Source organism: Haliscomenobacter sp., assembly GCF_965225875.1.
Lineage (GTDB): Bacteria > Bacteroidota > Bacteroidia > Chitinophagales > Saprospiraceae > Haliscomenobacter.
On sequence record NZ_CBDDBS010000002.1, the window covers coordinates 3,590,335 to 3,606,880 of the forward strand.

Sequence of the window (16,546 nt, forward strand, 5' to 3'; positions counted from 1 at the left end):
GTATTAAAATTAATGCTTATTTTTACAGCTTTATTTCCAATGCCGGTTGATAGGTAATCAATAGTTTTGATTCCTAACATTTTAAAAGCGAACTAATGGTACTTCCTTTCCACAGCAATGAACCAATTGCTGTTCAAAAAAGGCCAAAAATTATCGATAGTCAGGTGGTTTTTGGCACACCCAGTCGGGATTGTTCAGGGTCGGGCATTTGTAAACTTTATACCATTCATGCAGCAAAGCACCTCCAGATTGCTTGTGAAATAGTGCCCACTCGTCTCGCTGTTTCCGACCAGGATTTATACCTTTCTTTCTCAGAAGCAGATTGCACCGAATCATTGAGGCAAAAACAGTTTAAAGGTCTGCATTTTTTGGTAGAAGAAGCATTTCAATTGCCAAGTTGGTTGACTCAAAAATTAAACATCCCTGCCGCGGTTATTCCCGCGGGAGGATACCTGATCCAGCGCAAAAACGGATTCATTTGGTTGAAGCTGCCGATTACTTTTCTCCACCACTAATTTTAAAGGTATTTTGTCCCCCCTTTTTTCTTTCTCCATCTAGAATGCGAAAAAAAATTATTTTTGTGGCCTATGATGGCGGCTCTCAAAACCTTGATAAAGACAATTTGTTGTGTGTTAATTTGTTGTGGGCTCCTTCTTCCCACCGGACATACCCAAGAAGTTCAGCTTGAAGTACTGAACAGTGCCAATGGTTTATCTCAGGGTATGATTTACGACATATTGCAAGATAAACAGGGTTTTTTGTGGTACGGAACGCGAGGTGGCCTCAATCGCTTCGATGGCTATAACTTCAAAGCATTTAAACCCGACCCTTTTAACCCTTTCTCTATTTCTGATAATACCATTCAAGCTATTCTCGAAGATCGTCAGGGGCGCCTATGGCTGGGTACGGAGAGCAATGGTGTTGATGTGTATGATCCCCAAAGTGGTCGTTTTTACCATTTAAAGGCGGACAAAAATGGCTTGTCTAATCGGAATGTAGCTTCTTTGGCCGAAGCACCGGATGGTTCTATTTGGGTAGGCACTCGTGACGGCCTGAATAAAGTTGAGTTAAAAGCCTTGCCTAATCAATCTGCTGACCTGAGTAGACACGCAAAAGTAACAGTGTACAATTGGGAGCAATCTCCCGGTAAAGTTCCGTTTGGCAACATTTACCAATCCTTATTGTGTACCAAGAATGGCATCTTGTGGGTTGGAACACTGCATCAAGCGTATCGTTTCGACCTCAACAAGGGCACGAAGGAAATACTCCCGACTTATGAGCCTGACCCTAATTCACCCTGGCAAACCAATGTTTTTGCCCAGGATCCACAAGGCAATATCTGGCTGGGGCAAAACACCCGAGTTATTCGATTAAAAGGCAAAAACAGGGATCTGTTTACTTTTCCGGTTGCTGAAGCTCCCTACCAAACCTACCTTGCTTTTGACCAACAAGGCAATTTGTATGTGGGCCGACGCAAGCAGGTTTATTTTTTTTCAAAATCCGATTTGGCGCAAAACCGCAAAGTGGGGCCCAAAATTTTCACCTCTTTTCCTCCTACAGGAGTAATTGGCTCTACAGAAATTCTTTGCGATCGGAATGGATTGATTTGGATTGGCACGAACGGGTATGGGATTCGCAAGTACAACCTGGTGAATCAATTCTTTCAGCATTTGATCCCCGGAATCAGTACGCGTAAAATATATGCTGATCGCTTTGGACAGGTTTGGGCCTGGCAGAGCAATGCAGTCATCAGTCGCATTGATGAACAATCAAAAACTGCAGTAGAACCTTTTTTGTCTGTTAATGAGTTTTACAATCACGATTTATTACAGGCAAAGGACAGCAGCTACTGGTTTTTGGGAGAGTTGCGATCTGGACCTTCGGGAACAGGGTTTTTGATTCGAAAAAACCCTAAAACCGGAGTTGTCCAACGTTACCCTTCCCCAATTGCCCTGGGAATTTTCAGCCAAATTATAGAGGATCGAAACGGCAACATCTGGATTTGCGGCTGGGAAAGCACTTTAGCTCGTTTTGATGTGCGCAAACAGACCTTTAGTACCTATAGTTTTTCAACATTGACGGGTATAAAAGAAGCGAGTTACTCCATTATTGAAGACCACAATAGACAGCTCTGGATGGGCACACCGCATGGACTGGTTCGTGGAGTTTTGGATAAAAAAGGCCAAATGGCCTTTAGCATATACCGCTGCAACCCTGCCATACCCAATAGCCTGAGTAATGATGTCATACTCTCTGTTTGTGATGATCCGCATAATCCTGAAACACTGTTGTGGGTGGGTACCCGGGGAGGCGGGCTCAATGCATTGGATAAAAAAACTGGGCAGTGTCGGCACTACAATACCAAAGATGGGTTGCCAGATGACGTGATTTACGGTATTCTTCCAGATCAGCGTGGCAATTTGTGGCTGAGTACAAACTCTGGTTTGTCCAAATTTACGCCACAAAGTGAGCATTTCGAAAACTATTCGGCCACCGATGGCTTACAAGACAATGAGTTCAATACGGTAAGTTATGCCAAAGGCTATGATGGTCGTTTGTTTTTTGGCGGGGTGAACGGCATTACCGTTTTTTTTCCTGAAAAAATTTCCCCAAATGCTCAGCCCCCTAAAGTATTTGTTACTGCTTTAAAAATCAACAACAAAATTACTTTGCCGGGGGAAGGAATTTTAACGCAAAATATCGAAAAGACCAAGGTCATCAAGCTTCGCCATTATCAAAACCATATCACCATTGATTTTGTAGCCATGGATTTTGCGGAGGCGCACAAAAATCAGTTTAGATACCGCTTGAAAGGAGCGGACAAAGACTGGGTTGAGTCAAGCACCGCACATAGTGTCAATTATAGCAATCTTGCTCCTGGGTGGTATACCTTCGAGGTGTCTTCGGGCGGAACGCATGGCGTTTGGCCCAGTCAACCTAGCCGAACCCTTCAAATTCGGGTGTTGCCCCCTTGGTGGCTTAGTTCATTTGCTTTACTATTTTATTTGATTGCCATTGTTTGGGGCGGGTATCAATACATTAAATGGCGGGTCCGCCGGGAAAAAAACCGAAGCCAGCGTGAATTTGAAAAACGTGAACTGGAACGTGTTCAAGAGCTGGAGCAAATGAAAAGCAATTTTTTCACCAATATTACCCATGAATTACGCACCCCTCTTACCTTGGTGATTGAACCATTACGCCAAATTGTGAATCAGCCTACAGCGGAAAACTGGCTGAGTAAAGTGCAAGTTGCTGAACGTAGTGGTAGTAAACTATTACACTTGGTCAATCAACTACTTGATCTGGCCAAGTTAGAGGGTGGGGCAATGAAGCCCGAAAATTCCTGGGGTTCTCTAGATGACGCCATCATCCAAATCGCAACCGATTTTAAAGAGGCAGCGCTGCGCAAACACATCGAACTAGCGGTAAATTCAAGTGGAGTCAATGTGGGGCAAAGCTTCTTTGATCCCGACAAACTTGAAAAAATCATCAGTAATCTCCTGGCTAATGCATTGAAGTATACTCCTGAAGGGGGGAAGATTCACTTGCAATGGTATGCCGAACTGCTACAAGAAGGGAAAAAAATGCTGTGTGTAGAAGTCAGAGATACAGGCCCTGGTATTTCTCCTGAGCACCAGCAGTACATTTTTGAGCGCTTTTATACCTTGGATCGAACTGGCTTCGATGCTCAGCTCAGTACCGGAGTAGGGTTGTCTTTGTGTAAAGAACTGGCTGAAATAATGGGCGGACAAATTGAGGTAGAAAGTACCTTAGGGGCAGGAGCTTTATTCCGGCTTCGTTTGCCTCTGCAGGTATCTACCTCGGTGAACCAAATAACCCCTGTACAGAATGTAGAAGACCTTCCCCAAAAACTTGCTCAACATGAGGCTTCTCCACCAGAACGCACATTGATTCTTGTAGCAGAAGACAACGATGATCTTCGCGAATTCCTGGTACAAACCCTGCATGGAGAATATGAAGTAATCAGTGCCATCAACGGAAAAATCGCTTTTGAGATGGCCTGTAAACACATTCCAGATGTAATTATTTCGGATTTGGTGATGCCATATGTAGATGGATTGGAATTACTACAACTATTAAAAAATGAACAAACAACCAGTCATATCCCACTTCTACTGCTCACCGCAAAATCCAGCCTGGAAAATCGGATCAAAGGGCTAAAACATGGAGCAGAAGCCTATCTCCCCAAGCCCTTCAATACTGAAGAATTGAAAGCCTGGATTGATACTATTTTAGAAAATCGCCGCAAATTACAACTTCGATTTAAACACTCTTCGAATGGGGTCGAAGTAGATCAACAAATAAAAGACCTTGGGACACAAACAAACTTAAATGCCCTGGACCAGGATTTTTTACAACGCCTTGAACAAATTATCAGTCAGGAACTGGAAAATGAAAACCTGAATGTCGAAGACCTGGCCCGCTTGATGTTCATCAGCCGCTCTCAATTGCACCGCAAGATTATTGCCCTGACGGGTTTGTCCAGTACTGAATTCATCCGCAAATCCCGACTGGAGCATGCCTGGCAATTGCTTAAAACAGAGGGAGGCAAAATTTCGGACATTGCTCAAAGGGTAGGCTTCCGCAATGTCAAATACTTTTCCACCGCCTTTAAAGAACATTTTGGAAAGTCACCTAGTGAAATTTAAAGCCGAATTTTCCTTAAAGGAACCCACAATTGCTCAAAATGCAACGTCAGCAAACCCAATTGCAACGTCAGCAAACCTCGATTTTGCCTTTTTCTCCCATCTTTGAGCAAGAAAAACCCTTGAGCCCATAAAGAAAAATAGAAGGAGTCAATAATATTTGTTGTGCCAGTAGTACCCTTATTACTGGCACTTTTTTTTTAAAAAGCTCATTTTTAAGTCAAAAAAAGGCTTCTTAAAATTAAGAATGACAAAAGATGACTGGAATTTGGAGGAATGTTTGTAAATTTGTCGTTGACCTAATGTTGAGTACAAGTTCAACCTACTTAATTAAGACTTAATTGTTTCTAATCAATCATTTTCTTATGAAACAAACGACCTTTACTAGCTGGATGACCAGAACAGCAAGCGCATGCTTGATGGTTTTGGCTTCTCTGGTTTTTGGTTCCAACCTGACTGCACAGTCAACCAATTGCGGTTGTTACAATGTGACAGTTACCTTGGATGCCAATTGCCAATTCACTCTTACCCGTAACCTGGTATCCGACGGTTCTTGCACCGGCGCAGTGGTACGTGTTATGGACAACAACCAAAGCAACGGTGCAGTTATCGACTGTGCTGGTGTTTGGACTTACGGCTTGTTCTCAAGCTCCTCTCCAGATGCAACTGTAATTTGCTGGGGTAAAGTAACTGCAGAAGACAAGACTGCACCAGCTCTGGTGTGTGCTCCTGCTGATTTCACTTTGGATTGCTACGATGTAAACTACGTGTTGAACAATCGTTTGACGATTGGTAACGTAGGTGCATTTAGCTCTCCACGTCCTGCTGCAACGGGTAGCCAAACCATCAACAACGCTGAAGGTGTTGCTGGAACTGGTGACAACTGCCAATTGGGCTTGATTCCTCCAGGTTTGACCTCTGACAACATCAAAAACCTGGGTTATGCTTACTTCAAAGACAACTGCTACAACTGTGGTTGCCGGGTAACCCTGAAGTGGAGCGACAAAGTGGTTTTCTACAACTGTGATGACATGAAGGTTAATGGCGGCATCTATGCTACGATCTCTCGCGAGTGGGTAGCTACTGATTGCAACGGCATGCGTTCTGACTACACACAGAAAATCCACTTCACTCGTCCAGACCTGAGCGATTTTGTGTTCAAGGATGAGAATCCAGAAGGCAAGTACGATCATGTTGTTGAGTACAACTCTTGTACTCCAGACAAGAGCCTGATCAAGAAGGAAGATGTAACTCCATATGTATGCAGCTACTTCAACAATCCTCCTTCTAACCCACGTTGTTTGTTCATCGACCAGGTTGAGTGCAACTATTCTGTATCGATCAAAGACACTGAGTTCCCAATCTGTGGTGGCAAAGGTGTGAAAATCGATCGTGAACTGTATGTATTTGACTGGTGTGCAGGTGGTATCGTAGATACTTTCCACATCCTGATCAAAATCGGTGATTTCACTGCTCCAACTTGTGAGTATGCACATGGTGCTCCTTACGACATTTCTACTGGCCCAATGGATTGCACTGCAGCCATTCCAGTAACTGTTGCTGGCATCAAAACTGCCTTTGGTGTAACCATCAAGGACAACTGTGCACTGGGTAATGTAAGTGTAAGTGTTTACACCAAAGATCGTTATGTAAAAGGTATTTTGGTTTACGAAGGACCAGAAGATCCTTTCTGTGATAATGCACGCAAGGATGGTGCTGACCTGCGCGGTGACCACGATGCTTACCAATTGGGCGCTTGCGACAAAGAAGACATCTGCTGGGACAAAGTGGAGTATGCTGTAATGAACGGCATGATGATCGGCCTTCCAGTAGGTCGTCACCTGATGGTGATCGACGCTTTCGATGGTTGCTACAATGCCTCTACTTGCTGCTTCCTGTTTGACGTGAAGGACAAGATTGCACCTGTAATGAAGTGTGACGATGACCTGCACATCACTTTGAGCAACGCCAATGGTTACACCAACGGTTATGCACAAGTTAGCGCTGACGACATCGACGAAGGTTCTTGGGACAACTGCAAACTGGCTTGGATTGCAGTACGTCGCAACGTACCAACTGCTTGTGCAGCTAGCTTCATTGCTAAAGGATACGACACCAACAACAACGGCAAATTGGACCCTCTGCCAGCTGATGGCGACTGGACCAAAGCTGACGGTTTTGACAGCAACGGCGACGGCGATTTGGCTGACTTCGGCGAAACTTTCATCCTGAAGGGTGGCAAGTTGATGACTCCACTACAAGACATCGTTGAGTTCTTCTGCTGCGATTTGGCAGAGCGCGTAACGATCGAATTGTGGGGTGCTGACATCTATGGCAACACCAACTACTGCTGGGATGATGTGTTGATCGAAGACAAAGTGGCTCCAACTTGTTTGGCTCCATGGGATGTTACCGTTTATTGCGATGACAAAAACCTGGCTTTGATCGATGATATCAAAACATCTGCTGCTGCATTCGGTGATGTAATCATTCCTTCTGGCAACGATTGTGCTGCTCTGGATACTGTTTACACTACTGAGAAGAAATTGAAGTGTGGCTATGGCTGGATCGACCGGATCTGGACTTTGACCAAAGAAACAGTTAAAGGCCCAATCAGCGTAACTTGCAAGCAACGCATCAACATTCTGCCAGTACACGAATACAACATCTGCTTCCCTAAAGACGTATCTACCGATTGCAAAACGCCAATCATTGATACCGTTATCACCGACGAATTGGCTTGTGACATCTTGGCTGTAAACGTAAGCGACAAGCGTTACGATGCATCTGACGATGAGTGCTACAAGTTGTTCCGTACTTACTCTGTAATCAACTGGTGTACTTACGACGACCGTTGTGGTGACCCACTGCTGCAAACCAACATCTCGATCATTCCTCGTGACGTATTTGGCAACTATGGCAAAGACCCAATCTATGTATTGGTTCGTGACCGCGAAGACAACCGTCGTGATGGCGTTGAAGAGTTCTACATTTCTAAGGACTTGACCGTAAGTCCTTCTACTGACATCCGCTTCACTCCACCATATTGCGGTGTAGCTGGTGAGTTCTACCACAGCTTCATCTATACTCAGATCATCAAGGTATACGATGACACTCGTCCAGTTGTAACTGGTGACCCAGGCAAATTCTGCATCCGTGAGGGTGGCGATTGTTTGGCCAACCTGAAAATGGTGATCACTGGTAAGGACAACTGTTCTGACAAAGTGACCCTGGAAACTCAGTACCTGATGATTGCTCCTGGTCAGACTTTGGATGCCAGCAAAATGATCCTGTACTCTACTCCACGCTGGAGCACCAAAGATTTGGGCAACGGCCAGTTCGAGATCAACGTTGCTAACTTGCCACAAGGCAAGCATGACCTGATCGTAGTTGTACGTGACGAGTGTGGTAACTTGAGTGTTGCAACCCGCATTCCATTCACAGTTGAAGACTGCAAAGGTCCAGCACCAATCTGTATCAACGGCTTGAGCACTGAACTGATGTCTGACGGCAACGGTGGTGGTATGATGGCAGTATGGGCATCTGACTTCGTTGCTTCTAAGATTTACGATTGCAACGGCCAAGGCCCAGAAACCAAAGATGGTTTGAAACTGGTTACCAAGTACTCGCTGAACCGCGTAGGTCAGCCAGTAGTTTCTACTCAAACTGGTTTGAACCTGACTTGTGCAGACAAAGGCAAAGTAATCCTGGTTGAATTGCACGCATGGGATGAAGCAGGTAAGGATGACTTCTGCGTAACTTATGTTGAAGTTCAGGACAACCGTGGCGTTTGCCCAACAGTTGGTTCTGCTGCTGCAATCGCAGGTACTATCGCAACTGAAGGCAATGCTAACCTGCAAGGTGCAACCATCACTTTGAGTGGTGCTGCTTCTCAGGCTGCTACTTCTACGGCTAACGGTGGTTACTCTTTCGTTAACCTGAGCAAAGGAGCTGACTTCACGGTAACTCCACAATTGGACAAAAACCACCTGAATGGTGTATCTACTTTTGACCTGGTATTGATCCAAAAGCACATCTTGAATGTACAGGCTTTGAACAGCCCATACAAAATGATTGCTGCTGACGTGAACAACTCTAAGTCAATCACTACTCTGGACTTGATTGCCCTGCGTAAGTTGATCCTGAACATCGATCAAACTTTCCAGAACAACACTTCCTGGAGATTCGTAGATGCTGCTTACAGCTTCCCAACGCCAAGCAACCCATGGGCTGCTGCGTTCCCAGAAGTTGTGAACATCAACGACATCGCTGCTAACGTAACTGCAAACTTCGTAGCTGTTAAAGTGGGTGACGTTAACGCCAGTGCAACGGTAAGTGCTGCTGCTGCTGCAGAAGCTCGTACTGCTGGAACATTGGACATCAATGCTGCTGATGCTGCCCTGAAGGCTGGTCAGGAATACAGTGTTGAATTCAATGCTGCTGAGTTGAAAGACATCCAAGGCTACCAGTTCTCATTGAACCTGGACAAGAGCAAAGTTGAGCTGGTTGACATCGTTTACGGTGTTGCAAAAGCAGAAAACTTTGGTGTATTCACCAACGAAGGTGTAATCACTACTTCCTGGAACGGTGAAGCTAAGCAAGGTGCACTGTTCACTTTGGTGTTGCGTGCAAAAGCTGATGCTCAATTGAGCAACGCTTTGAGCCTGAACCGCGTAGTTTCTGCTGAAGCTTACAACCAGAACAACGAGCAACTGAATGTTGCCCTGAAGTTCAAAGGTGCTGATGTAGCTGCTCAAGGTTTCGAACTGAAGCAAAACACGCCAAACCCATTCAATGCAGAAACAGTGATCAGCTTCAACCTGCCAAAGGCTGCTGCTGCTACCCTGACTGTTAGCGATGTGACTGGCCGTGTGTTGAAGACCGTTCGTGCTGATTATGCTAAAGGTTTCAACCAAATCACTTTGAAAGCTGCTGATTTGAACGCTACTGGTGTGTTGTACTACACCCTGGAAGCTGATGACTTCACTGCTACCAAGAAGATGATTATTGTTGAATAACCCATAGGGGTGATAGTAGAGACGCAAGATCTTGCGTCTCTACTACTCTTATAAAGGATTATAACTAAAAGAGGCTGCTCATCTAAGATGGGCAGCCTCTTCGTTTTTAATGGTGTTTTATCAGAATGCTGAGCCTATTGGTAATTCAAAACAGGAGATAACCAGCGTTCTACTTCTTCAACACTCATCGCCTTGCGCTGTGCGTAATCCACAATCTGATCTTTCCCAATTTGCCCTAATCCAAAATACTTGGAGTCGGGGTGACCCAAATACCAGCCACTTACCGAAGCTGCGGGATACATGGCACAACTTTCAGTGAGGATCATTCCGGTGTTGTTTTCCACATCCAACAATTGCCAGAGCGTACGTTTTTCCGTATGTTCCGGGCAAGCTGGATAACCTGGTGCCGGACGAATACCACGATAAACTTCTTTGATCAGCTCGTCCGGAGATAAACTTTCCCGATCATCATAACCCCAAAACTCTTTGCGAACACGCTCATGCATGCGCTCAGCCAGGGCTTCAGCCAAGCGATCAGCCAGGGCTTTGAGCATGATGGCGTTGTAATCGTCGAGTTCAGCTTCAAATTTAGCCACCCATTTCTCAATCCCAATTCCAGCAGTAACGGCAAAGGCTCCCACATAATCCTGTGCAGTACCTTTAGGGGCCACAAAGTCGGCCAGGCAGAAGTTGGGTTGCCCTGCTGCTTTGCGCAACTGCTGACGCAACTGATGGAGTACTGCCTTTACCTCTTGTCGATCGTCGCTTTCGTATACTTCAATGTCGTCATGATTGACAGCATTGGCCGGGAATAGACCAATTACTGCCCGGGCACTCAGCCATTTTTCGTCAATGATTCGACGTAGCAAACTTCGAGCGTCATTGTAGAGTTTCTGAGCTTCAACACCTACAATTTCGTCCTTGAGAATGGCCGGGAATTTACCCGCCAACTGCCAACTGCTGAAGAAGGGGGTCCAATCGATGTATTGACTCAATTCTTCCAGATCGTAATTGTCAAAAACCGTAATTCCTTGTTTTTTAGGAACAGGAGGAGTGTATTGTTGCCAATCAATAGTCACTTTGTTTTCCCGTGCTTGAGCCAGGTCGATAAATGCTTTGGAAGACTGCCTACCGGCGCGTTGCTCCCGAATGCGTTCGTAATCCTGGCGGGTATCGATGATGAGGTTGTTTCGGTAATCCTGGTCTTCACTCAACAAAGCCGCAGCCACGCCTACACTCCGCGAAGCATCCAGTACATGGATAACTGGCCCGGAATACTGAGGCTCAATTTTGACAGCTGTATGTGTTTTGGAAGTGGTTGCTCCTCCGACCATCAAGGGAATGGTAAAGCCCAGGCGTTCCATTTCTTTGGCCATGTGCACCATCTCGTCCAGTGACGGGGTAATCAAACCACTTAACCCAATGATGTCAACATTTTCTTCTTTGGCCGCTTTGAGGATTTTTTCGGCCGGAACCATCACGCCCATATCCACAATGTCAAAATTATTGCAGGCCAATACTACCCCTACGATGTTTTTGCCAATGTCATGTACGTCACCTTTTACCGTAGCCATGAGGATTTTGCCTTTGGAGCTACCGCCACTGGCTGCTTTTTCTTCTTCAATATAAGGAGTGAGGTAGGCAACAGCCTTTTTCATCACCCGGGCACTTTTGACTACCTGGGGCAAAAACATTTTACCTGCACCAAACAGGTCACCCACCACATTCATCCCGTTCATCAATGGGCCTTCGATCACCCCCAATGCGTTGGGATATAACTTTCGAGCCTCTTCAGTATCTTCATCAACAAAGTCGGTAATCCCTTTAACCAAGGCATGAGTAATCCGGTCTTGCAGGCTACCTTCGCGCCAAGCCAGGTCCTTTTGAATGATTTTACCGCCATCATTTTTGATACTCTCTGCAAATTCGGTGAGGCGCTCGGTTGCGTCCTCCCGCCGATTGAACAGCACATCTTCTACCCGCTCCAGGAGATCCTTGGGAATGTTCTCATAAATCTCAATCATCCCGGCGTTCACAATCCCCATGTCCATACCCGCCTGAATGGCGTGGTACAGGAACGCGGAATGCATCGCCTCGCGCACGGGATCATTGCCCCGGTAAGAGAAGGAAATATTGCTCACGCCACCACTGACCTTGGCTCCGGGGCAACGTTGTTTGATCAGACGGGTAGCTTCAATGAAATAGATGGCGTAATCGTTGTGCTCTTCAATCCCGGTAGCTACCGCAAAAATATTTGGGTCAAAAATGATGTCTTGAGGTTTGAACCCAACCTGCTGGGTCAGGATTTTATAAGCGCGTTCACAAATGTCTACTTTGCGCTCGATCGTATCAGCCTGGCCTTGTTCATCAAAAGCCATCACTACCGCTGCTGCGCCGTAGCGCCGCACCAGCTTGGCCTGGCGGATAAACTCTGCCTCGCCCTCTTTCATTGAAATGGAGTTGACCACACATTTGCCCTGTACACATTGCAAACCCGCCTCAATCACGCTGAACTTGGAGGAGTCAATCATGATGGGCAATTTGGCAATTTCGGGCTCCGACATTACCAGGTTCAGAAACTCCACAATGGCTTTTTCGGAATCCAGCATGCCCTCGTCCATGTTGATGTCGATCATTTGGGCCCCAGCCTCCACTTGCTGCTGGGCTACGACCAGGGCATCGTTGTATTTGCCATCCCGAATCAAGCGGGCAAACTGACGGGAGCCCGTCACATTGGTACGTTCACCGACATTGACAAAGTTGGTCTCAGGCCGGATAATCAGGGGCTCCAGGCCACTCAGCATGGTATACCCTGGCACTTGAGGAATCTGCCGGGGAGGCAAACCTTTCACGGCTTCGGCCATAGCCCGAATGTGCTCAGGGGTAGTACCACAACAACCGCCGATCATGTTCACAAAACCACTTGCCGCAAAATCGCGGATATAGGTTTGCATTTCTTCTGCGGTTTGGTCGTATTGGCCAAACTCGTTGGGCAAACCCGCATTGGGATAAGCGCTCACAAAAACATCGGCGATGTTGGAAAGGGCTTCTACGTGTGGACGCATTTCTTCGGCGCCGAGTGCACAGTTCAACCCGACACTTAGCAGTGGGATATGGCTCACCGAAATCCAGAACGCTTCCGCCGTTTGTCCTGAAAGAATCCGCCCACTGGCATCCGTAATGGTGCCCGATACCATCACGGGCACGCGGTAACCCAAATCATCGAACAATTCCTCAATGGCGAAAAGGGCTGCCTTGACGTTGAGGGTATCAATGATGGTTTCGAGCAGCAATAGATCTGCACCACCTTCCACCAAACCTTTTGCCTGTTCGTAAAAAGCGGTTTTTAACTCTTTAAAGGTGACCGCCCGATAACCAGGATTGTTCACATCGGGGGAGAGGGAAGCTGTACGGTTGGTTGGCCCCATCGACCCGGCTACATAGCGAGGTTTGCTGGGGTCCTTTTGGGTGAAATCATCAGCGGCTTTTTTAGCAACTACTGCCGAATAATAGTTGAGATCGTATACATAAGGCTGCATATCGTAGTCAGCCTGAGCAATCGAAGTACTGGAAAAAGTATTTGTTTCGATGATGTCTGCCCCCGCCTCCAGGTAAGCCCGGTGGATCTCCTCAATGATCTGTGGCTGGGTGATGGACAATAGATCGTTGTTTCCCTTCACATCGCGGTGAAAATTGGCAAAACGCTCGCCCCGATAATCCGCTTCGCTGAGCTTGTACCGCTGAATCATGGTACCCATCGCGCCATCAATGACGAGAATGCGCTGCTTGAGGAGTTCTTTAATGTCTGGCTTCATCTTTTCTCCGTTTTTGTGCTTACTAAAATCAGTAACAGGGGTTTGGGTTATTCAAACACCTCAGGATTGATTTTGGGTTGCAAAAATAGAGATTTATTTGATGATATGGACCAGTTAATGTAGCCGCAGCCCTATGTGGCTGCTCTCTTTAGGCAAATTGTTGACCCAGGCCATGTAGATGGCAGAATAATAGATCAATTTCCCCCAAACAAAAAAGCACCACCGAACTCAATCGATAGTGCTTTTCTGTATTCTGCTGTGAGGGAAGGACTCGAACCTTCACAGGGCGGTTAGCCATAGCACAGAATGGTGGTCAACCCCTGGGTCGTTTCCTGGCCCTATGCTACGTTTGTTCCGGACTCCCTACCCCCGAGACAAGAGGGCATGGCTGCCAAAAATTTCATCACCTCACAATGTTGTTCCTTGGCAAAGAGTATGGCCAAAGAAATTTGTTTTTCTCACGATTCTTTGCATCTTTGCTGCCCAAAATCGCTAAGCTCGTTCGCTTTGATGAAGCAAAGTTAAAAACATCTCTACATTTATGCTAATTTTTTAAAGAAATTTCTCAAAATTTTTCATTTTCGTAAAAAAAAGCGATTTTTTTGAAAACGCCTTATATCTCATTTTGCGATAATCAAGTATTTTTTAAATTTTTCAACGACCCTGCTTATCTTCACCCCATTCAAGATTAACCAGCGTTGAACGCTAACGAACAGAAAGTATAAGACATGTGGCAAAAAAGACTCATCGTACTGTTGATTCCCGGACTATTGGCTACGGTATTGGATCGACTCACGAAGATATGGGCGGTTAATACTCTGAAGGAGCAACCCATGAAGTCCTACCTCAATGACATATTCCGCCTGGTGTATGCCGAAAATACCGGTGCATTTTTAAGTTTGGGTTCTGACATGAACGACAACTTGCGCTATTGGGTATTGGCGGTGGTACCTGTTTTGGTTTTACTGTACATTTTTTTCCATGTACTGACTGCCAAAAACCTGCACATCGTGCAACAGGCCGCTTTTGGATTTATCTTGGGTGGCGGCTTGAGCAATATCTACGACCGCATCATGGAAGGCCGGGTGGTCGACTTTATGAACATGGGCTTCGGCACCCTGCGTACAGGCATCTTTAATGTGGCCGATATGTCCATTATGCTAGGTTTGTTTTTGATGGTTCCTTTTTTGTTCCAAAAACAGGCACCTGTAGAAGCAGCAACAACACCCGTAGCAGCAGCGGAAATTGCCGAAGCAGCAGCAACCGAAGTGGAAGAATCGGCTGCTCAGGAAGAACCTGCTGAAGATGCCGATCAGTCACCGACTAAGTAGTGGGGGCAAAAAAAAGTGCTCATTTTTCTTGAGCGAAAGGATTAGATAAGACACTTGAAATGAATCGTTTGCTTATCTAATCCTTTCGCAAAATGAGCACTTATTTTTTTATCGCCCCTAAGAAAGAAGGTGCTCAAGAATAATTAATTTATAAAAAAGGGCAACCGCAAGGGCTGCCCCAACGACCCTTCACATATGTTCGCAGCCGTACTCTCTCCCGGATTGATTGCTACCCTGATCATTGCGTACTTCGCGATGCTCATTGTGGTAGCCTGGCGCACCAGCCGCAACGCCGACAATAGCTCCTTCTTTCTGGCGGGGCGCAAGGCACCCTGGATTTTGGTCGCTATTGGTATGATTGGCACTTCCATTTCGGGAGTTACTTTTATTTCTATTCCGGGTGTAGTAGGGGCAGGGGGCAACAACCAGGCTTTTTCTTACCTACAGTTGGTGATGGGAAATCTTTTTGGGTATTTCATCATTGCTACTGTGTTGCTGCCTTTATATTATCGTTTACAATTGACTTCCATTTATACCTATTTGGAAGAGCGCCTGGGTTTTTACTCCTACAAAACCGGCGCAGCCTATTTTTTGATTTCCCGCACGATTGGTTCTTCTTTTCGCCTGTTTTTGGCGGCAAATGTGGTGGACATGTTTGTGACTGGCCCGATGGGTATCCCCTTCTGGCTGACGGTGGTTATCACCATTGGGTTGATTTGGGTGTATACATTTAAAGGTGGGGTGGCCACCATTATTTACACAGATACCCTACAAACCATCTTTTTGCTATCCGCACTCGCACTCAGTGTTTATACCATCAGTAGTGCATTGGGTTGGAATGTGATAGAAATGTTTGGGGAAATCAGCCGGAGTGAATACGGGCGGGTCTTTTTCTTCGACAGTGGCATCGGTGACCCCAACAACTTTTTTAAACAGTTCATCAGTGGAGCCCTGATCGCGATTGCTATGACGGGACTGGATCAGGATTTGATGCAAAAAAACCTGAGTTGTAAGAACATCAAGGATGCTCAAAAAAACATGTTGACTTTTACTTCCATTTTCCTTTTGGTCAATATCCTGTTTCTTTCCTTAGGGGCAATGTTGTACCTCTACGCTGCTAAGGAAGGGATTCAATTGCCAATGAATGCCAGTGGTAAACTCAATTCTGACCTGGTTTATCCCACTCTGGCCCTGAACCATATGTCGGTGGCCACTGCCATCTGCTTTATGTTGGGTATCATTGCCTGTACCTACGCCAGTGCAGATTCGGCATTAACGGCCCTAACTACTTCTTTTTGCATTGACTTCCTCAATTTTGACAAGTCCAATGTTTCTGAACAGCAAAAAGAAAAGACCCGGGTATGGGTTCACGTTGGCTTTTCGCTTTTGACTTTGGTGCAAATCATCGTATTTAAATGGCTGAACAATGATGCGGTCATCAGTAGTTTGTTCAAAATTGCGGGATATACTTATGGCCCATTGCTTGGTTTATTCATGTTTGGGATACTGACCAAACGGGCCGTGCGCGATCAGTGGGTTGTGCTGGTTTGTATCATTGCCCCGGTTTTGACCTATACCATCGACGTGTACGCCGAAAAACTGTATGGTTTCAAGTTCGGATTCCTCAACATCGCCGTCAATGGACTCTTGACTATGCTGGGGCTCTGGCTGATTTCCTACCGTAAAAGCACTGCGGTTTTAAATTAAATGTTAAC

6 protein-coding genes are annotated in these 16,546 nt (G+C 45.9%); 5 read left to right on the forward strand and 1 reads right to left on the reverse strand.

What is annotated here, in order from left to right:
- Positions 1 to 95 precede the first annotated feature (95 nt).
- The 3 genes from ACO08K_RS16740 (at position 96) to ACO08K_RS16750 (ending at position 9,685) form a co-directional block, all read left to right on the forward strand.
- Positions 96 to 515 (forward strand): hypothetical protein, encoded by a 420-nt coding sequence (locus ACO08K_RS16740; RefSeq protein WP_421797556.1) that lies wholly within the window; start codon positions 96 to 98, stop codon positions 513 to 515.
- 75 nt (positions 516 to 590) lie between these two features.
- On the forward strand, positions 591 to 4,670 hold the full coding sequence (locus tag ACO08K_RS16745) for a hybrid sensor histidine kinase/response regulator transcription factor (RefSeq protein ID WP_421798318.1): 4,080 nt from the start codon (positions 591 to 593) through the stop codon (positions 4,668 to 4,670).
- A gap of 362 nt (positions 4,671 to 5,032) precedes the next feature.
- On the forward strand, positions 5,033 to 9,685 hold the full coding sequence (locus ACO08K_RS16750; RefSeq protein WP_421797557.1) for a T9SS type A sorting domain-containing protein: 4,653 nt from the start codon (positions 5,033 to 5,035) through the stop codon (positions 9,683 to 9,685).
- Positions 9,686 to 9,819: 134 nt separating this feature from the next.
- Here the strand turns inward: ACO08K_RS16750 and metH are convergent, their stop codons facing one another.
- Entirely contained in the window at positions 9,820 to 13,500 is a 3,681-nt protein-coding gene (metH, locus tag ACO08K_RS16755) for a methionine synthase (protein ID WP_421797558.1), read from the reverse strand.
- Positions 13,501 to 14,228: 728 nt separating this feature from the next.
- Here metH and lspA point away from each other — a divergent pair.
- Entirely contained in the window at positions 14,229 to 14,831 is a 603-nt protein-coding gene (gene lspA / locus ACO08K_RS16760) for a signal peptidase II (protein ID WP_421797559.1), read from the forward strand.
- A 195-nt stretch (positions 14,832 to 15,026) separates the two neighbouring features.
- Positions 15,027 to 16,538: a sodium:solute symporter gene (locus ACO08K_RS16765; protein ID WP_421797560.1), complete on the forward strand. Its 1,512-nt coding sequence runs from the start codon at positions 15,027 to 15,029 to the stop codon at positions 16,536 to 16,538.
- Positions 16,539 to 16,546 lie beyond the last annotated feature (8 nt).